The organism is Desulforhopalus sp. (assembly GCA_030247675.1).
Classification (GTDB): Bacteria; Desulfobacterota; Desulfobulbia; order Desulfobulbales; family Desulfocapsaceae; genus Desulforhopalus_A.
In genome coordinates, this window is record JAOTRX010000004.1 from 389,676 (window position 1) to 408,457 (window position 18,782).

Sequence of the window (18,782 nt, forward strand, 5' to 3'; positions counted from 1 at the left end):
CCTGGGTGAGCGCGAACAGGATGTTGATATGGTACATAGCCGCACCATATCATCGGTATATGTCATGCGACTCAAGTGACTTGGCCGGAGAGGCCAAACTTGCTGTGTATCAGGTAATCTCGGCCCTAATCGATCAAAACAAGGATTTGTCCTTAACGAGCAAGTATTTCCGTACTGTTTTTCGCACCAGATGTATCCGGATGGCCGCTGGTGTTGCCTTAGTTAACGGACAACAGGCAACCGTGGCAATTCAAAACGAACAATCCCCCGACCGGAACGATTCTTCTGATATCGATGACTCAGTCATTGCTGAGGCATTGTCTGTACTCACTGGTCGACAAAGGCTGGTTTCCCTGTGGATTCTTTCACAACCAAAACCCGTCAGCTTTTACACTATTGCCAACCATTTTGGGATTCATATCCAATCGGTCAGAAGGATATTGTCAAATACTATCAGGAGAATAGAGGGATATGAAAATCAAAGAATATGCGAAAACCTCTAAGCTTCCGCTGAAAACACTACGCTGGATGGAAAGGATAAAAACAATAAGCGACCCGCTCTCGGCTAACGATTTAATCGCTCTGAAACTACTGGAAAACCTTTGGGGACTGCATGATTTTCTGAGACCTCAGTTGAGTCAGAAAAACATAAAATATCGAAGAGCACTCATTGCCACCTGTGACCTGGAAACAAAATGGGAACGCTATGCGTTTTCCAGGTTCATGAACCTTGCGCCAGACAAACGTCTTTTTATGGAAAATCTGATAGCAGAAATTGAGTTAACCTTCCGGTTTAGGATGTCAGTTTTCGACATTAGAAAATTGTACCGGGTACGAAAGAGAGCCCACAGAGCCAAAGAAAGACAAGTGCAAAAGGAGCTGATTGAAGAGCAACCTGAGGGCATGGATATGTCCAACAATGCCCTCGGGAAAAGCGCATGAGCAATTGCAAATCAACCCTGAAAACTGTGCGACAAAACATAAACAAAGAGAAAGAAACGGTAGTTTCTTTAATGCGACAGAAATGATGACTCAGGCCAAAAAACAAATTCAAAAAACCTTCCGGATTGTAGGGGTATTTTTCATCGCCATCAGTTCGGTTTGTCGTCCGGCTTGGGGGCTTGAAATCCGGCAGGATTTTTTCAGTTACCCACCTGCCATGAACACACCTGTACAAATTCCCATCCATCAAACTTTCATCATTGCAAGCCTCCCATCTTTTTACGCTGAACCGAAAAGCCGTCCGTTCCCTGTGGTTTATTTTGACCTGGGCAGCGCCAACTTGTCCCCGGATGCCGGCAACAAACTTCTGATGGATTTGCGGGATTGTTGTGCCGCCTGTCCTCTGTATCTCACCGGCTATACCTGTTCGATTGGAATCGAAAGCCAGAACGTGAAGCTTTCCAGGTCTCGAGCCGAGGCTGTTGCCACCATGCTTCGAAGAAATGGTTTCAAGGTGGCCTTGGCGGAAGGAAAAGGGATGATTGACAGTAGCAGCCCTGAAAGCAACCGAAGGGTAGAGATAAAACTCACGAAAAACTGAAAGGCACAAGATCGTGCAACAACAGCAACAAAAGGAAAAGTCATCATGAAAAAAGTAACTTTTTTGGCCTTTTTAACCGTTTTACTGCTCCAGACAGTCAGTGTCTTCGCTATGACAACTCCGGCGGCTGGTTCGTTTGCCTATGATCTGTACGATATTGCGGTAACTCAGATTTTGCTCGGCCCTATTGGATTTGTCGCTGGTGTTGCTTCTATGGCTTTTGCAGCCATCCTTGCTATCCGGCAGATGATTCTTCCTGCGGCAGGCGTTGTCCTTGGGGGTGCATTTCTGCTTTCCGCTGATACCGTTGTCCAGTCTATCGGCGCTGTAATCGTCTAACGAGGAGGCTATGAGCAATGATTGCCAGAAAGTTTCCGCAATATCTGTCTAAACCGTTTCAAGTGCTGTGGTTTGAGGTGGATGAGTTGGTCCTGTTCCTCTTCTTTCTTACCCTGTCACTACTCTACGGTAAGTTCATGTGGCTTATCTTCCTGGTATTTCAATATTCCTACACCAAAATCAAACGATCTCAGGCACGGGGATTCTTGAAGCATGTCCTGTATGTCTTTGGCTTGGTCAAGATGAACAACTATCCCGACTACTTCCAGCAGGAGTTTAACGAGTGAAAGCAGACATTTTCGTCCAAAAAACCAGCAATTTGTTTGTTGAAAACCGACTGCTTAAATTTGCTGTCGGGGCAATGGCCGTAGCCGTCTGCTTCAACTCCCTTATGGTGTATCGGGCGGTTAAATATCAACGTGTTGTGCTGATTCCACCCGCTATGACCGGCACAATTGAGTTCGTCCAGGGCAAGCCTACCAAGGCTTACATCAAGGATATGAGCAGAAAGATTGTCAACCTGGCAACTACCTACTCCCCGCCCACGGCAAGAGGGCAGTTTGATGATCTGCTCTCTCTCTACACCTCCGAAGCCTATCCGGAAGCCTCAAAAAGCTGGTACTCCTTGGCGGGTCGTATTGAAGAATCGCAAGTGAGTTCGACATTTTACATGGAGAAAATCACTATAGTCGAAGGCACTATAGAGATGTTTGGGAATGTAGTGCAGTTTGCTGGAGATACAAAACTCGAAAAGGCCGCCAAAACCTTTGTGGTCGCGTATCGCATCCGTGACGGTCGTTTTGAGATTAGCGAGTTTAAGGAGAAAAATCTTAGAGCAGACATAGACGCACAGAAAGCAGAAAAAGAAACAGAAGAACAGCTCAAAAAAAGAGCAGATGCAAAAATGAAGATGGATAAGCACGCGGAGGTGGAAACGAAATGAAGATAATTATTCAGATAAGCCTGTGCTTGCTACTCGCTGCCTCGTCGGTGCAGGCAGAAGAAGCACCGGTTATAAGGGAGCCAAAACCCCTGAAACTTTCAACTAAGACCAATGATCATTTTGAGAAGGTCACGACTGTCAAATTCATTTCCCCTGATATGCCAAGCATCGTGCAGTTGTCCAATCGTGACATCAACCGGATTGTCTGTTCCGGGCCGATGAGTGATTTGATTTACTCGGAAGAAAAGGGCGTAACTGGTCATTTTTCCGGCAATAGTGCCTTTATCAAATTCAAGGCCGAGGAGCTGGACGGACAACTGTCCTATGCTGAGACACCGAGCGAACTATTTATTGTCTGCAATGGGGCAGTTTACACCCTGATTGCCGAACCTCACTCAACCTCATCCGTAACCCTGCATCTGGCCGCACCGACTAAGGATGTTTTGAAAAAGAATATCGACCATTACAAAAACATGCCTTTGGAAAAACAGGTCTTGCAAATCATCAAGGAAGGTTATGAAGGCGGCTATCCATCCAGCTACAAGGTCTCAAATGCCGACACTCTGATTCCCCTCTGTGGTGATCTCAGTGTCAACCTGATCCAGACCGTGGATGTGGAAGGGATAGGATTGCGATTGAAGCAATTCAAGGTGGCCTCTAAGTGGGATGAAACCATGGAATTAAAAGAGAAAACCTTTCTGTCACTTTTTATCAGTGACGCCATCCTGGCCGTGGCAATAGAAGATCAGGTTCTGAACACCGGTGAGGTGACCAGGGTGTTTGTGGTTGAAAAACGGGAGCAAGCGCAATGACCCTGAAAGAAAGGTTCAACAACCTGACGCCACGAAATAAAAAGGTTTTAGTCTGGTCGGCAGTCGGTCTCATTGTTATGGGAATCGCTGTTACTGGTTATAATTCCCGCGCTAAAAAAAGCATGGATGTTGCGGGGACAGAAAAAAACAGGACCATTCACCTTGACCCTGACATGATTGAAAAGACCATGCTCAAGGAACAGGGTCGGCAGATTGATGCTCTGAGAAAGGGCATGACCGATCTGACAAAAAGCCAGACCGATTTTTTGGCTATTGAAGAGAAGAAAAAAAAAGATGCAGAAAGCAAATTAGTTATCCCCACGCCTGAACAATTATCTGTTGGAAAACCCATACCTATACCAGTACTTGGGGCAAATGGAAAACAAGTGCTTGATGAACAGGGAATGCCGGTGTTTCACAATAGTCAACCATCATCAGGTGGTCGTGATCTGGGGCCATCACCTGGGGGGAGTAGCCGTGGTCGTGGAAACCAAAAGCAGGAAAGGAGGATCGTCGGCAAGATTTCAGTGATTTCAAACCAAGCCGCGGCTCTTCCTCAAGATGACGATAAAAAAAAAGGTCGGACGGTCTATCTTCCTCCATCTTTTATGGAGGCGAGACTTTTGACAGGTTTCGATGCTGCTACTTCGAGCGGTGCCAAGGGGGGCAACTCCGAACCTCTTTTGCTCCGTATCCAGACCCCGGCAGTGCTGCCAAATGACATCAAGGCCAACCTGTCCGGCTGTTTTGTTATGGCCGAGGCCGTAGGCAGGTTGGATAAAGAACGAGCAGATGTGCGCTTAGTCTCACTTTCATGTCTCTCCAACGAAGGCAGTGCCATTATTGATACCCCTCTCAAAGGTTTTGTAACTGATTCCGACTCCAAGGTTGGCCTCTCCGGCCGAGTAGTTTCCCGGATGGGCGCTGCAACTGCCAGGGCGATCATTGCCGGAATTTTTGGCGGGGCCGGCGACGCATTAAAAGCGGCGGCCTCCTCAACCTCAACATCTGTCCTGGGAACAACCCAAATTATTGATTCCTCGCAGCTCGGCAAATATGCCGTCGGCGGTGGACTGTCAGAGGGAGCAAACACCCTGCAGAATTTTTATATGGAATTAGCAAAACAAACGACTCCAGTTATTGAAGTGGCTGCTACCAAGAAGGTTACGGTTATTGTCTCGGAAGGCAAAGAACTGGAGATTAAAGACTACAAAAGAGATGAATCCTTATGAAATTACACAATGTCATTCTGCCGTTATTGCTTCTGATCCCCCTGTCAGGTTGTGGTGGGCTACTGGGAGAGCTTGTCAATCCCTATGAGGAAAACTTCAAATGCCGCACGAGAGATGATGCCGGTAAGTGTATTGATACGTCATCGGCTTACAAGGAGGCCAGGTTCCCTGATGTTGATAATGCAGGCGAGACAAGCTGCACGAACGTAAGTGGTGACACTATTCCCTGTCCACCGGCTACAACCGCTGATTCAGGTATAAGGACCAACATCAACCAGCTCACTGCTCAGAATAGCCGTTACAAGGCACTTACCGAACTCATGCAGGAACCGGACAAGCCAATGCTTGAACCACCCAAGATCATGCGGGTACTGATGCTGCCGTACAAAGGAGAGAACGACGAACTGTTTATGACTCGCTATGTCTATTTGAAGCTGAAAGAATCTGGGTGGGTGCTGACAGATATAAGCGAAAAGGCAAAGGCAGTACAATGATAGATTTTTGTAAGCGGCTTCTCTACGGCAACACAGAATACCTGAAACACAGCGATATTGCCAAGTTGACCAGGCGGCATCCTTTTTCTGCCTTCCTGAACTATGTCGCCTACGACCAGGAGCATGAAATCTATGTGAATCAGGACAGCACCTTTGGGATAATATGGGAGTGTTCACCGCTTACCTACGCCGGGGAAAAGGCCATGAACTCACTTGAGGGTATTTTCAGGGCGGGGATGCCTTATGGCACTAATATTCAGTTTATTTTACATGCTGATTCGCACATAGAACCGATCATAGATGCGTATCGAAAAAGCCGGACCAGAACAGAACCGATAATTGTCACCAATACCGAACGAGTCACTGAATTTTTACTCGAAGGGAAAAAGGGGCTGGAGGCATGTAGCTTTATTCCAGTCAGAAATTTCCGGCTGTTTGTAGCGGTTAAAGTCCCTGGGGATGCGTCTGGTATGCCAAAACCAGAAGAATTGGGTGATAAAAAGAAGATTGCACCGTTACAGGACATCAAGCGGCAGATCAACGAGACCTTGAGAGCGGCCCAGCTTTACCCGAGAAACCTGCCGCCAGGCAGTCTTATGGAATGGCTGCGGCGCCTGCTCAATACCTACCCCAAGGATTATCCAGAGCATAACTTCAATTCCTACAGCCCTGATATTCCAATTCTGAAACAGATTATCAATGCGGATACCGTTATCAAGGAAGGGAGCGATTATATTCAGGCTGGAGATAAATACTGGTGTTGCACGACCCCAAAGAGTTTTCCCAAAGAAGTTGACCCGATGCAGACCAACTCCCTGTTTGGCGGGATATGGGGCATTGTCTCGGATGCTGACCAGATCAAGACTGATTTTCTCTATTGCTTCAATATCGTCTTTCAGAAGGGGATAGATGTAACAATCCACGCAAAAACAAATCTTATGCTCAATCAGAAAGGCGTTGGTTCATTATCTACTCTTCTTTACCGCAAGCAAGCGGAACACGTAGAGGCCGCCGATGATCTGGAACATGGTGTAAAATTTCTCAAGATCATTCCCGTTTTCTGGGTTTTTTCGGACGATGTAGAAAATGCCAGAGATTCATGTGTCAGGGTCAGACGGTTGTGGGAGAACAACGGTTATGTGATGCAAAGGGACAACATGATCCTGAAAATTCTGTTTATCTCGTCTTTTCCTCTTTGTCTCTACACGGGCGGTAAGAACATAGAAAATCTGGAGCGTGATTTTACTGCATCAGTACCTTCAATTACCCCATTGCTGCCGGTTCAGGGCGATTTTGTCGGTTCCGGCGGCATCCCGAATCTTATTTTCACCGGCCGAAAAGGGCAGTTGATTTCGCTCGACTTTTTCGCAAAAGGGGCAACCAACTTTAATTGCTTTTGCTGCGCTACATCTGGTTCCGGCAAGTCATTCTTGGTCAACTTCATAGCCTTTAATTATTACGCTTGCGGGTCCATAATCCGCATCATTGACATTGGTGGTTCCTACAAAAAAATGGCTGATATGCTGGGTGCAAGGTATCTGGATTTCAGTCCTGATTCAAATATATGCCTCAATCCCTTTACAAATATTATCGAGCCGGAGGAAGAATTGTCGGCGATTGCAACCGTATTCGGGCAAATGGCCTACGCCAACTCAAAAACAGGATGTGAGGATATAGAGGAAATAAATTTATTTTATTGGGCGGTAAATTGGGCATGGCATCAAAAAGGACAAGCAGCTGATGCCAATACGGTCTGGGAATTTATGAAATTATTTCCGACTGGTCCCGGTATGGAACAACATAAAGAATATGATGAGAATAAAAATTTAATCGAGAAAGCAAGGAAGTTAGGCTTTCTCCTCATGAACTTCACATCGTATGGCTTTTACGGAAAATTCTTTTGCGGCCCCAGCACCTTTGATATTCGCAATGATCAGTTTGTTGTCCTTGAGCTGGAAAACCTGAAGGTAAAACCTGATCTCTACAAGATTGTTACCATGCTCATTATCAATGCCGTAACTCAAGACCTCTATCTCTCAGATCGGTCACGGCATCGGCTGATTATTTTTGATGAAGCATGGCAGTTTCTCGATAAGTCCTCAATGCTTGCTCCGGTTGTCAATGAGGGCTACCGCAGAGCCAGAAAATACTCCGGTAGTTTCATGATTATCACCCAGTCTATTCTTGATCTGGACCAATTCGGTGAGGTTGGAACTGTAATCAAAGACAACTCGGCCTTCAAAATCTTTTTGGAATCTCCTGCTTTTGACAAAGCGCTCGACCTGAAATTGATTGATTACGATGATTTTTCCATGAAGCTCCTGAAAAGTATCAAATCCAACCCTCCGTACTACTCAGAAATCTTCTTTGACACACCCTTTGGAATTGGCCCGGCTCGTTTGATAGTAAACGATTACGCCTATTTTATTTACACCTCAAAGGCTTCTGAAATCGCCATGATCGAAGAGAGAGTTACGTCCGGCATGACCTATCATGAGGCCATCCTGGAAATGGTCGAGTTGCGGAAAAATGGGAAACTGTAAGTTTTTCATTCTCATTATTGGCCTTCTGTCGGCTTCTCTTGCCTATGGAAAAAATCTTGGCACCGTCGGGATGACCTATCCCATAGTGGAGCCTGACCTGGTTGAAGAGATCAAGGCGAGTATTGACTATGAAAAGATGGCAAAGGTCATGGAGGAGAACAGGCAGAACTACAAAGCAAAAGACATCCATGCCCTGCCTGCAGCAGGCAGAGATCGGACCTTTTTCGTCGATATGACCTACACCTTAGATCACGACATCCTTGGTGAAAATGGGGAGATCATGTACCAGCGAGGGCTTACCTGGAACCCTTTGGATTATGTTTCTCTACCTGATGGCTTGGTGGTCATTAATAGCGAGGACGTAAAGCAAGTGGAGTGGTTTGTGAAGTCACCCTATAACAAGAATCGTCAACAGAAATTGCTGATTTCCGCAGGACTTGCCGCCCCCTTGATAAAGCAATTAAACAGGCCCGTTTTTTATCTGACAAAAACCATAGCTGACCGTCTGCAATTAGCCGCTGTTCCTTGTGTGATCACCCAAAATGGTAAAAAAATGATGGTGCAGGAGATAAAGATCGATGGATCGATGTACAAATAAATACCTGCTGGTCTTAGTGCTGTTGTTTTCTGCGTTTCCATCCTTTGCTGGCATCATTAAAAAAGGCGATTCCTTCAACGCTGGTTCGGATATCAACTGGGATGATGTGGAATTTAAGTTTTTAGGTATTTGCATCTGCCCAAGACCTCCACCAGTTTTTTACGAGGAAGGTGAAATTTATGAATATTGGGACCCATCTTTATTCATAGATACGGTTTCAGTGGCCAATTATTCACCGTTTTCAGGTTCTGGTGGTGATGCCGAGGGTACGATTGCTGACGAATTAGGCGGAAAGAACAAATCTTCGGATGCCGTATCTATTGCCGATGAATCAACCTTCTTCCAGGCACATGCGTTTATTTTTTCGATGCTGGATGGAAACCCTTGTGAAAATGACGACACGGGAGGTTGGTGGACTGAATATGATTCAATGTGGCAAAGTGATGAACTTGCGGCCACTATCACTCCGGAAGTTGCATTATTTGCCAATAAAGCCATGCAGTTGCTTTGTATGACCGATGCTACGGCAGCAAATTCGGGATACCCGCTCGATTACATGCCCTGGTGTATTGGAAGCAGCGGGTCAACATATCCCGTAAGCGGCCATGTGGACAACGACAATATTGTTCAGGCCAGTAATACCGCAGCGTCACGGCTGATCTTCAAGCTGAACCGTCTGTTTATGCTTTGCGATCCGTATTTGTATTGTGGCTGCGAGTACACGCCGATCTGGACAAAGAGCCATTACAAAATGCACACCGCCAGGCCCGATCTTCGGGCCACTTATCCTATTGGCCAAGCAGCCAAGACGTATGATTCCGGTCTCAATCCACCCTATGAGGGAGTAAAGGGATCAAATGATGAATTTCTCTGGGTGGTGTTCAGGAAGGTACTCTGTTGCACTTGCTGCGAATGATATGCAAAGACAAATAAGTATCATCATGCTGGCCGGATTGGTTGTCGGCTTATCGGCTTTATCTGCTTTAGCGGTGCAAGGCGATGCATGCCCTTGTTCTGACAAGACTGTCCCTGCTTTGCCTCCTGATCTCTTGGAAAATCCCAGGGCACAGGCTGTAATTGACGACAAAGCAACCAGGAATGCTATGGATACGGCAAGAGAGCTGGCTAAGACCATGACTATTCCTGAAAATATCCATAAAGAGGCAGGAATAAAAGCAGCCCAAAAGACCAATGCTGATTTCAGGAAGCCCGAATTTCAGCAGAAAATAGCAGATGAGTTCAACAGGCAGGTAAATTTGTTTATACCTGAAAGCGGGAAAAACAAACAAAAGGAACAGGAAGCAAAAGGCATCCTTCTTGAGACTGAAAAAGTTTATCTCTTCCTGTCCAGCTCCATCCCAGAGGCATCGTTTCAGGGGTACATGGCCTCTCTCGATGGACTGCCTGAGGTCGTGCCGGTCATGAAGGGAATGGTAGGCGGTCTGGGTAAAGAGAACAAAAAAGAGAGAGTAAAATGGTGGAGCAAGGTTCTGAAAAAAGATACCACCTGCGAAAAGACCCCGGAAGAGCCATGTGACCTGATTAAACCGGCTATTTCGATCAAACCCGCACTCTTTAATCAGTACAGCATCACCGAAGTTCCAGCCCTGGTCTATGAACGAGGCGATGAGATTTTTCAAATTCATGGCGATGTGGGCATTGTTACCCTCTTGGAAAAAGTTAATCAGGAAGCCAAAAGCCCAAGTTTAACTGCTTTTATAGCCAAGGTCAGGGGAAACCGCTAAGTCAGTTTGAATTAAAAAGACCTCTACGATTAGAGCAAGATGTCAAAGCTCTGGTTCACAGCGGAGATTCTGCCATTATCGGACCACACGCAGTGGCTGTGAAGAGACAAAATAGGCCCAGGACGATTCGGCTTTTCCTTGAGGCGAGGAATGTAACGGCTAACCAATGAAAATCAATTTTGAGTCATTTAGCGCATCTTCCGGATGCTAAGAAGAAAAGCTATGACCAAAAGTAAATCTCTGCAAATGCTACCTGATAATCTCGAAGACCAGCAACTCCCGACTTTGCCCGTTCATGCCAATGTTGAGCATGTGGCACCAAACAGTTGTCTGCAATCGGCCCTGTTTGGTTTGATAGAAAAAGGAACGCGAAAATATGTAAAACAACAGAAAGTTGCGTCGCTCAATGGAATAGAAATCTGGTACACCGGCGAGCAACTCGACCAGAGTGATCTTGATGTTTTTCTTCACGCTATTCATTTAACGACAGACAAAAAAAATATCCAGCCGGGAAATGCCGTGCGCTTTTCGATGAATGGCTTTTTGGCGGCTACCGGTAAGAGTGTCGGTGGTTCCGGTGAAAAATGGTTGATGGGTGTCATTGATCGTTTGGCTGCAAATATGGTGTATATCGAAGTCCCTGATGCATATACAGGAAAGCGGAAAATGTACGGCGGCTCGTTAATACACGATTTCTACTACGATTACAAAACAGAAACATATTCACTTCGCTTAAACGGTAGTTTAGGTGCACTGTTTGAGCGAGGATGGACATCTGTGCAATGGGAACAGCGGGTATCGCTGACCAATAATTTATCAAAATGGTTGCATGGTTTTTACAATAGCATGCAAACCATTTTCCCTATGCAGGTGTCCAAATTATTAGAATTGAGTGGTTCAAGTTGCGGTAGGTTAAGCAATTTTCGAGCAGCTTTGCGACGATCACTTGATAATCTTGTAGAAGTTGGAGCTCTAAAATCCTGGACAATAGATAACGAAGACAAGATTCATATCGTTCGTTTTCAGACCAAAAAAGTCATAGAAAAACCAGTTTAAGGGTATGGCATAGCGGTAGCAATGAGTATGGCATAGCGGTAGCAGTGGGTATGGCATAGCGGTAGCAAGGGGTATGGCATAGCGGTAGCAGTGGGTATGGCATAGCGGTAGCAGTGGGTATGGCATAGCGGTAGCAATGAGTATGGCGTAGCGGTAGCAAGGGGTATGGCATAGCGGTCGCAAGGGGTATGGCATAACGGTCGCAAGGGTATGGCATAACGGTCGCAAAGGCATGGGATAGTGGCCGCAAAGGTATGGCATAGCGGTAGCAAAGGCATGGCATAGCGGTAGCAAGGGTATGGCATAGCGGTAGCAAGGGTATGGCATAGCGGTAGCAAGGTATGGCATAGCGGTAGCAATGAGTATGGCATAACGGTAGCACGACCATGGCATAGCGGTAGCAATCTTATTTTTTTAACAATCAAAAAAAAGCCATAAAACGACATGATATTTTGTGAAGTTAAAGTCAGCAAAAGTTCTTAAAAGATTATTAAAAAGAAAAGAAGAAAGCATGACAGAAAAAACGACAAAAACTCCTGGTGAAGAAAAAAAACTAACAGCAAAAGCACCAGGAGCAGAAACTCCAAAAACAACTCCCGGCTATCTGGAAATAATTGTCATCACGATTCTGATCGTTGGTGGTGCGATCTGGGGATACGACCATTTCCTTGCCCAGAAGATTTTGACCTTTGACCTGAGTGGCTATCTGCGGGAGCAAACGGCTTTGATAAAAGCAGGTGAAATGACAGAAGAGCAATTCAAATCAAACTTGGACAGGACAGAAGCTCTTCTGAGTGCAAAAGCGGACAAGAGCCGGCATGTCATACTTTTGAAAGATGTGGTGATGCGAAATGGTAATGAGATTTCTCATGAGTAGCCGGTTGGCTGGTTTTTTCTTCGGGTTGACTCGCTGGGAAAAAACGGTGGCAATGGTTTTTCTCGCTGCCATGTTGCTGGGGTCATTCCTGCCTGGACGGCTCATTGTCGCACTCAGCGATTCGCTCGACCATCGGCTTTTTTTCATGACCGGGTTCAATCAGGAAAAAATCAAAAATGGCGATTATCTCGTTTTTCAAGAAGACAAAGAAGAAGTGGGAAAACATGCCAAGCCAATGTTGAACAACAGACTCGATAAGCTGATAAAAAAAGTTGGTTGCGCTCCAGGTGAAACGCTTACCCGTGACGTCCAAGGCCAATTTTTCTGTGAGGGTGTTTTTGTCGGCAAGGCGTTGGAAGCTGATAGCCTCAAGCGTCCTTTGCCTCAATTTCAATATTCAGGGATTATACCAGAAAAAAACTTCTTCATGATCGGCACGAACCCCCGCAGTTACGACAGCAAATATTTTGGCTTTGTTGATGCAGGCAAAATTCTTCATAAGGCTTTACCGCTTTGGTAACCGGCTTTGGTAACAGGATTATTGGTAGTTGGCTATGTTGCTTACTTCTGGTCATCACCATGACGACAAAGGCCTTGGCCGAAGAGGTTCTTTCGCCGGAACCAGTTTTCTATAAAACCGCCAAAGAAGGTTGGTTCTGGTATCACGACCCGCCCCCAGGAGTAGCGGAGGAATCTGATAACCATAGCTCAACCATAACACGTGAGGCCGGACCAAAGGCATTTGAGAAGAAAAATCCGTCGATGGACAAGTACACCATCAAAGAAATTTGGAATTTACATCCAGACGAATTTCAAGGGCTGTTGAATGGAGTGCAGAAAAAAGCGGTACAAACCCCGAATGAGAAGAATATTCTGGAATATCTTATCATGCAGGATGTGGCTCGCCGGAAGGCTCTGGCTTATGCCAATGCCTCAAAATTCGTCACTCAAAAATACAGTGATAAATTCAATATCAATCAGGTTTATCCGACTACGACACCCGGTATATCGGCCAGGGTACAGGAGCAACAAAAGGAAATATCGGGCACCATTCTGGCTGCTCGTGAAAATCATGCCTTGCTGTTTTTTGTAGGCCAGGGCTGCGGATTCTGTGATAAGCAGGCGGCAATTCTTACTTATTTTATAGAAAAATACGGCTGGCAGATAAAACCCATTGATATCGGCCGGCACAGCACTTTGGCGGCACGGTTTAACATCACTACCACTCCAACCTTGGTTCTCATCAAAAACGGAACAGAACAATCCATGCCGATAGCAGTCGGGGTAGTGGCCCTATCGGAAATGGAGCGGAAACTGTATCAGGCCATCCGTTATATGGGCGGGGAAACAAACATAGATACCTTCCAGACGTATGATTATCAAAAAGGCGGCGCACTTGACCCGGGTGCAATTTTAGAGACGGAAGAACAGCCCTGGAGGGAAAGATGATGAAAAAGATGATCTTAGCTTTATTCGTGAGTTTGCTATGTCCAATATCAGTCCAGGTTGCAGTGGCTGGTTGGGTGGATGATTGGTTGCAACAGAGCAACACAACTCAGTCCGGTTATTTTGAGGGGCAACAGCGGGGATATTATTCCGCCGGCAGTTTTTCCGGTCGCTGGAAAAGTACCGCCGATTATCCGGTTACTCTCGAAATGCCAAAAGTAAAGAGCGGCTGCGGTGGTATTGATGTGTTTATGGGCGGTTTCTCGTTTATGGATTCTGATTATCTGGGTGATAAGCTCCAGGCCATCTTGTCAAATGCCGCAGGGGTGGCCTTCGACCTGGCACTTAAAACTCTCTGTGAGCAATGCTCCAACACAATTAAAAACTTTGAGGCTCTATCTGACGCACTCAACCAGATGCAGATAGACGAATGTGCAGCAGCTAAATCATTGGTAGGAATTGTCGCCGACGAGAATGGTGTTCGTTCCGGTGAAGAAATGAAGGAAAGACTCGGTACTGCGGTCAAAGAAAATAAATTAGTCAGCGGTGTATCGGAAATGTGGACAGACCTGACAACAGCAGAACAAGCAAGCGGAGGTGCGGTCTCATCTGGTGATGTATCCGCTGTAACCTCGGGATGTAACGCAGATGTGCTGGATTTGTTTTTAAACGGTGATTCGATGCTCGCAAATGTTGGAGCCAAAATGTCTATACCCGGGCCTCATATTGATCTCATTCGTGGTCTGGTTGGTGATCTCAAATTGTCGGGTGCGGCTGAGGCATATAAAATTTCTTACATGCCGCCCTGTTCAGAAAATAACACTGATTCGATCAAATCCATTGCCAATGGTGATATTTACCTCAAAAGCTCAGCCGGCCAATGTTCGCAGGTTACTGATGGCAATAAGGATATGGGAGCGTATGTCAGAACTCAGTTGATGAGTTTAGCCGACAAATTACGCACCAAAGGCACATACACAGCGACGGAGATAGCTTTTATCGACTCTAATCCGTTGTCTCCATTGCCTATTCTCAAAAGTGCCGTTGGCACCAGGACGGAAGGTGCAACCATAAGCGGCTTGGCCGACATAACCGCTTCTGCTTACAGCCTGCAAATGATCTCGGATTTGTATATTCGGGCGGAAATGATTGCCAGAAAAGCCAGAGAAGTTTTGGAAAAAAAGGCTTCGGGGTCGTCTGGTAGCCCAGACACTTGTGCCGCTGTTATTTTTGCGGAAAATGCCAGCCAGGACCTTTCCCTCATGTTGGAGAAAATCCAACAGTTAAAAGAAGGGGCCAAAGCCAGTTATATCGCCTCGACATCAGAAATGAATGCCATTTTAAGCTATCTGGATCACATGCAAGACCTTGAAAGCCGGATGAACAAAGAAGTCACCCAGAGGTTTGGGAAGAATGTGCTCTCAAGGTTTCAATCGAATTGAACCCCGACAGGAGAATGGAAATATGAAAAAATCAATTTTTCTTTTTTTAATTTTAGCATCCACAGTTCCCATCCTTAGTTTTGGCGAAAATCCGAATTTTCAGAAAGGGCAAACGACAACCCCACAGATGCGGCAGTATTTTGAAGGTCGAAAGGCTGAATATAATCAATACCTGGCTGATTTAGCGGCATACAATCAAGCGATTGCCGATCAACGAGCATGGGACAGCCAAAAAAATCAAGAAGATCAGGCACAACAACAAAATCAGGCAAACCAGCAAGCTGCTATAAATCAAAAATCCCAGGAGTGCTCACAATCAGACCCCGCGGAGCAACAGGCATGTCAGCAAGCAGTGACTGACATGCAAAACCAGATGTTCGGACAGGCCGCAGAGTATGCCGAATACCGCCAAGACCGGGCAGGGACAAGGCCGGTTGTGGGCCAGCAACCAACTTTTCACGATAATACCGCCGAACTCGCCAAGGCGTACATTTTTGCTGAAAATCAGGTGTTGGAAGAGAAGGTTGATATCGTTGGTGCAAGAAATATGAAAGATGAAAAAGGAGGAGTAATTAGCAATGAGGAGGATGTCAGGGCCTACTATAACCGTAATTACGGTGCAAAATGACCACTCTTAGAAAAGTATCTGGCCATTACAATAGTTGAATCCAATGAAAGAAACTCCTGTCAAATTCCCTGCCATTTCGTGTCTGGTATCTCTGGCTGCAACCATATTCTATGTCACTCCGGCCTTTGCTATGGACATGGAATACTATACCTACGGCGGTTTTGGCCCGATTACCCAAGCCTTTACCCGACTGGCCCTGATCTTCAGTGATGCCGGATACATTGGTTTATTTGCAGTAGTGACGGTTATGGGCTTTCTTGCAGGGGCCATATCGTGGCTAGTCCAGGTGTCTAGTGGCGGGAAAGCCACCCCTTTAATCTGGACAGTACCTGTTTTCTTCGGGATAATTCTCTATTTTGGCCTGTTTGTTCCCAAGGGGAATATCACGGTTTATGACCCAACGCTCAATAGATTTCAGACCATTGGTGGAATCCCTGATGCTGTTGTCTTTACTGCCGGTGTACTGAACAAAATCGAAAGAGGGCTGGTTGAGATTATTGATACAGCCTCCGCTCCCGATTCAGAATATTCCAGAGGTGCTGGTGGCATAGGTTTCAAAACCTTGGAGTCGGTTAGAAACTCATACATCAAAGATAACCACCTCAGAACAAGTCTGATACGCTATACCAAGGATTGTGTGACTTTTGAACTGATGCGGCCTGGAACGACTTTATCTCTTGATACTCTCCGCAACGACACCACCGATTTCTTGACTGAACTTGGCAAGGCTGTACACCCTGCAATCTATACAGTTTATTATGATTCGACTGAACCAGCCGGTGTAACAAAAACCTGTACCGAAGCATGGAACCTTATCCGGCCAATTTTTCAAAATACCACTAATTATGCGGAAGCACTCAGGAAGACCTGCGGCAAGGCTTCTTTTGATTCGGGCAATGCTCTTGAATATACTACCTGTAAAGACCTCATTACCAGCACCTTGAGATTCACAACGGGGAATACTGTCGTACCGGAGAAGCTCATCCAGCAACGACAAATCTCAGAAATTCTTTATACTTTCTACTATCAGGATGATGTAGAAACTGCAATGCTCATGGAGGCAAACCGGAAGATCACCTCGCAAGGTGTTGGTATTGGTATTGCCATGAACGAATGGATACCGATTATCAAGGCGATCATGACTGCCATTGCCATTGGCATGATTCCGTTCCTGGCCTTATTCCTGCCGACACCCGTAGTCGGCAAGGCCCTTTCAGCCATGTTCGGCTTTTTCTGTTTCCTCACCATCTGGGGCATCACTGATGCAGTGGTTCATACTGCGGCAATGGATTACGCACAATACGCCTTTGAAGAGATGCGCCAGTCATCTTTAGGCGTTTATTCGATGGCTGCTTTTCCTTCATTATCTGAAAAGATGCTGAGCATGTTCGGCATTATCCGCTCGTCGGGTATCATGCTGGCAAGTCTCTTCACCATGATGCTGATTAAATTCGGTGGTCATGCCCTGGCAATGATGGCCGGGAGCTTGAGCGGTGCGGTAAGCGGTGCAGGTGGAGCCGCCGGAGCCTTGATGACTCCGGAAGGCACTTCAGCGGCCATGAGTCAGCAGCTTAAAGCGTCAGGGAATTTGGAAGGTATGCCACAGCATAGGTTTTCCAACATGGCCTCGGCAGAGGCTTTCAATAGTGTCCATAGTCCGGTTGGTGGGTACAATTCCTCTATGAACGCCAGGAGAGCATTAGAACAATCAGGGCAAATCCCACAAGGGACTTCGGATGCCGACTATGCAGAGATGAAGCATAGCTTTAACCAACAGGCAGGAACAGCAGCCGGTCAAGCATCGGTTTCTCTTGCCCCTGACGGACAAGCGACCCAGGGCAAAACGAATGCTGTCATGCCAAGTGGTTCTACAATGGCAGGTACAACCTTTGGGGCTGGTGGGGCAGGTGTACAGAATCTTAACGGCGCATGGGGTAAAGGGAGTTTTACTTCGGACGGTCATGGCGGCACCAATCTCACCTCAGCCAGTATAAATGGGATGTCTCCCATGGCTCTTGCAGAACAGAACGCACATATCAATACAGAAAAGGCCGCTCATGCCCTTGGTACAAATGAGAGTTGGGACAAGATGAGGAGCCAGCTGCAAACTGATGGTCATACCAGTGCCGAGTCCCGTGCCTATAGTGATAAACTGGCTAACGTTGCAGGTGCCGAATGGGGAAGGGTACTCAATGATAAATCCAGTTTCGTTAATAAACTGACTCAAGGCCAACAAGAGCAAATACAAACCTTTGGGAGTGGAGGCGCTGGATTAAATATCGGAATAAAAGCTGAATCAGGTGGTAGGTATACTATGACAGCGACTGGCGACGAAGGTAAAGTATTGTCTTTTTCAGTCGATGAATCGACAGCTAATTCAATAAAAGAGGCTGAAAGCACGATGCGTGAAAGAGCTATCACAGAAACCTTTGGTGATAGTAAGGGGCTTCAATTTGCAACAAATTTAGCAAGCAGGATTGGTGCGACCGAAGCAGCTTCATATATGAAAGAGGCCAGCAATATGACCCGTACAACCGAAACTACAGGGACCGATGCTACAACTGCCTTCGTTGGCTGGTATGCAAGTGATCGCTACGGTTCAAGTAGCCCTGAAAATATCGACAAAGCAGGTGCCGCCCTGAATCATATGGCTACAGGTGGAGCGGCTGGCCTGAATCAATTACAAGACCATCAACAAAGATTCCTAAATAGTGGAAATTATACGTGGGGTGACGGACAAGCTCAGGCAAATGCTACTATTAATGCAACCAGAAGTGAGGTCGGCGGAGGAATGGCCAATGTTCAAGGTCAGGTAGCGCCAGGGGCAACTGTCGCCGGTAGCCGAACGGATAGTATTAACTCAGGTAGTTTTAGTGGCCACCCTGGCGATAATCATGATCCTATAGTAACTCCACAAGAAGAAGGCAATGTAACTCTTAGAGACATGGAAGATCTTCGAGATTCACGTAATAAAGATTTTGAAGAATTCAGAATGCTGCCTAAAACAGGATCCGTTGAATAGTCTTTTTGAGAAAAAGAGAACGAAGTAGCCCGTAAGGATCGCCTAATCGTCATATGTTTTGT

Annotated in this window: 19 protein-coding genes; all 19 read left to right on the forward strand. The window is 46.2% G+C overall.

Features of this window, described 5'->3' with window-relative positions:
- Window positions 1-471: 471 nt before the first annotated feature.
- The 19 genes from OEL83_11290 (at window position 472) to OEL83_11380 (ending at window position 18,720) form a co-directional block, all read left to right on the forward strand.
- A complete protein-coding gene (locus OEL83_11290) occupies window positions 472-942 on the forward strand; it encodes a hypothetical protein (GenBank protein ID MDK9707621.1) in 471 nt (156 codons plus the stop codon).
- Entirely contained in the window at window positions 920-1,543 is a 624-nt protein-coding gene (locus tag OEL83_11295) for an OmpA family protein (protein ID MDK9707622.1), read from the forward strand. Before OEL83_11290 ends, OEL83_11295 begins: the two co-directional genes overlap by 23 nt.
- A 45-nt stretch (window positions 1,544-1,588) precedes the next feature.
- Complete coding sequence (locus OEL83_11300; GenBank protein MDK9707623.1) at window positions 1,589-1,882, forward strand: hypothetical protein; 294 nt, start codon at window positions 1,589-1,591, stop codon at window positions 1,880-1,882.
- Between the two features lie 17 nt (window positions 1,883-1,899).
- Complete coding sequence (gene traL / locus OEL83_11305; protein ID MDK9707624.1) at window positions 1,900-2,169, forward strand: type IV conjugative transfer system protein TraL; 270 nt, start codon at window positions 1,900-1,902, stop codon at window positions 2,167-2,169.
- Window positions 2,166-2,825, forward strand: a complete 660-nt coding sequence (locus OEL83_11310; protein ID MDK9707625.1) for a type IV conjugative transfer system protein TraE — start codon at window positions 2,166-2,168, stop codon at window positions 2,823-2,825. The genes traL and OEL83_11310 overlap by 4 nt, the downstream gene beginning before the upstream one ends.
- Window positions 2,822-3,637: a type-F conjugative transfer system secretin TraK gene (locus tag OEL83_11315; protein MDK9707626.1), complete on the forward strand. Its 816-nt coding sequence runs from the start codon at window positions 2,822-2,824 to the stop codon at window positions 3,635-3,637. Before OEL83_11310 ends, OEL83_11315 begins: the two co-directional genes overlap by 4 nt.
- Window positions 3,634-4,869 (forward strand): TraB/VirB10 family protein, encoded by a 1,236-nt coding sequence (locus OEL83_11320; GenBank protein MDK9707627.1) that lies wholly within the window; start codon window positions 3,634-3,636, stop codon window positions 4,867-4,869. The genes OEL83_11315 and OEL83_11320 overlap by 4 nt, the downstream gene beginning before the upstream one ends.
- Complete coding sequence (gene traV, locus OEL83_11325; GenBank protein ID MDK9707628.1) at window positions 4,866-5,363, forward strand: type IV conjugative transfer system lipoprotein TraV; 498 nt, start codon at window positions 4,866-4,868, stop codon at window positions 5,361-5,363. Before OEL83_11320 ends, traV begins: the two co-directional genes overlap by 4 nt.
- A complete protein-coding gene (locus OEL83_11330) occupies window positions 5,360-7,906 on the forward strand; it encodes a TraC family protein (GenBank protein MDK9707629.1) in 2,547 nt (848 codons plus the stop codon). The genes traV and OEL83_11330 overlap by 4 nt, the downstream gene beginning before the upstream one ends.
- Complete coding sequence (locus tag OEL83_11335; protein MDK9707630.1) at window positions 7,893-8,504, forward strand: hypothetical protein; 612 nt, start codon at window positions 7,893-7,895, stop codon at window positions 8,502-8,504. The genes OEL83_11330 and OEL83_11335 overlap by 14 nt, the downstream gene beginning before the upstream one ends.
- Window positions 8,485-9,420 (forward strand): TraU family protein, encoded by a 936-nt coding sequence (locus OEL83_11340; protein MDK9707631.1) that lies wholly within the window; start codon window positions 8,485-8,487, stop codon window positions 9,418-9,420. Before OEL83_11335 ends, OEL83_11340 begins: the two co-directional genes overlap by 20 nt.
- 1 nt (window position 9,421) lies before the next feature.
- Window positions 9,422-10,249, forward strand: coding sequence for a type-F conjugative transfer system pilin assembly protein TrbC (locus OEL83_11345; protein ID MDK9707632.1), 828 nt, complete (start codon window positions 9,422-9,424; stop codon window positions 10,247-10,249).
- Window positions 10,250-10,471: 222 nt separating this feature from the next.
- A complete protein-coding gene (gene trfA, locus OEL83_11350) occupies window positions 10,472-11,305 on the forward strand; it encodes a plasmid replication initiator TrfA (GenBank protein ID MDK9707633.1) in 834 nt (277 codons plus the stop codon).
- Between the two features lie 454 nt (window positions 11,306-11,759).
- Window positions 11,760-12,182 (forward strand): hypothetical protein, encoded by a 423-nt coding sequence (locus tag OEL83_11355; GenBank protein MDK9707634.1) that lies wholly within the window; start codon window positions 11,760-11,762, stop codon window positions 12,180-12,182.
- Complete coding sequence (locus OEL83_11360) at window positions 12,175-12,702, forward strand: S26 family signal peptidase (protein ID MDK9707635.1); 528 nt, start codon at window positions 12,175-12,177, stop codon at window positions 12,700-12,702. The genes OEL83_11355 and OEL83_11360 overlap by 8 nt, the downstream gene beginning before the upstream one ends.
- Window positions 12,703-12,776: 74 nt before the next feature.
- Window positions 12,777-13,631: a conjugal transfer protein TraF gene (locus tag OEL83_11365; GenBank protein ID MDK9707636.1), complete on the forward strand. Its 855-nt coding sequence runs from the start codon at window positions 12,777-12,779 to the stop codon at window positions 13,629-13,631.
- Window positions 13,628-15,070 (forward strand): conjugal transfer protein TraH, encoded by a 1,443-nt coding sequence (locus tag OEL83_11370; protein ID MDK9707637.1) that lies wholly within the window; start codon window positions 13,628-13,630, stop codon window positions 15,068-15,070. Before OEL83_11365 ends, OEL83_11370 begins: the two co-directional genes overlap by 4 nt.
- A gap of 22 nt (window positions 15,071-15,092) precedes the next feature.
- Window positions 15,093-15,698 carry a hypothetical protein gene (locus OEL83_11375; protein MDK9707638.1) on the forward strand — a complete coding sequence of 202 codons (606 nt, stop codon included), beginning with the start codon at window positions 15,093-15,095 and terminating at the stop codon, window positions 15,696-15,698.
- A gap of 43 nt (window positions 15,699-15,741) precedes the next feature.
- Complete coding sequence (locus tag OEL83_11380; protein MDK9707639.1) at window positions 15,742-18,720, forward strand: conjugal transfer protein TraG N-terminal domain-containing protein; 2,979 nt, start codon at window positions 15,742-15,744, stop codon at window positions 18,718-18,720.
- The last annotated feature ends 62 nt before the right edge of the window (window positions 18,721-18,782 follow it).

Excerpts from the sequence above, each read along its gene's own strand:
- OEL83_11380 (MDK9707639.1), top strand. The coding sequence starts at position 15,742 with ATGAAAGAAACTCCTGTCAAATTCCCTGCCATTTCGTGTCTGGTATCT.
- trfA (MDK9707633.1), top strand. The coding sequence starts at position 10,472 with ATGACCAAAAGTAAATCTCTGCAAATGCTACCTGATAATCTCGAAGAC.
- OEL83_11330 (MDK9707629.1), top strand. The coding sequence starts at position 5,360 with ATGATAGATTTTTGTAAGCGGCTTCTCTACGGCAACACAGAATACCTG.
- OEL83_11360 (MDK9707635.1), top strand. The coding sequence starts at position 12,175 with ATGAGTAGCCGGTTGGCTGGTTTTTTCTTCGGGTTGACTCGCTGGGAA.
- OEL83_11375 (MDK9707638.1), top strand. The coding sequence starts at position 15,093 with ATGAAAAAATCAATTTTTCTTTTTTTAATTTTAGCATCCACAGTTCCC.
- OEL83_11320 (MDK9707627.1), top strand. The coding sequence starts at position 3,634 with ATGACCCTGAAAGAAAGGTTCAACAACCTGACGCCACGAAATAAAAAG.
- OEL83_11300 (MDK9707623.1), top strand. The coding sequence starts at position 1,589 with ATGAAAAAAGTAACTTTTTTGGCCTTTTTAACCGTTTTACTGCTCCAG.
- traL (MDK9707624.1), top strand. The coding sequence starts at position 1,900 with ATGATTGCCAGAAAGTTTCCGCAATATCTGTCTAAACCGTTTCAAGTG.
- OEL83_11335 (MDK9707630.1), top strand. The coding sequence starts at position 7,893 with ATGGGAAACTGTAAGTTTTTCATTCTCATTATTGGCCTTCTGTCGGCT.
- OEL83_11290 (MDK9707621.1), top strand. The coding sequence starts at position 472 with ATGAAAATCAAAGAATATGCGAAAACCTCTAAGCTTCCGCTGAAAACA.
- OEL83_11315 (MDK9707626.1), top strand. The coding sequence starts at position 2,822 with ATGAAGATAATTATTCAGATAAGCCTGTGCTTGCTACTCGCTGCCTCG.
- OEL83_11370 (MDK9707637.1), top strand. The coding sequence starts at position 13,628 with ATGATGAAAAAGATGATCTTAGCTTTATTCGTGAGTTTGCTATGTCCA.
- OEL83_11340 (MDK9707631.1), top strand. The coding sequence starts at position 8,485 with ATGGATCGATGTACAAATAAATACCTGCTGGTCTTAGTGCTGTTGTTT.
- traV (MDK9707628.1), top strand. The coding sequence starts at position 4,866 with ATGAAATTACACAATGTCATTCTGCCGTTATTGCTTCTGATCCCCCTG.
- OEL83_11345 (MDK9707632.1), top strand. The coding sequence starts at position 9,422 with ATGCAAAGACAAATAAGTATCATCATGCTGGCCGGATTGGTTGTCGGC.
- OEL83_11295 (MDK9707622.1), top strand. The coding sequence starts at position 920 with ATGCCCTCGGGAAAAGCGCATGAGCAATTGCAAATCAACCCTGAAAAC.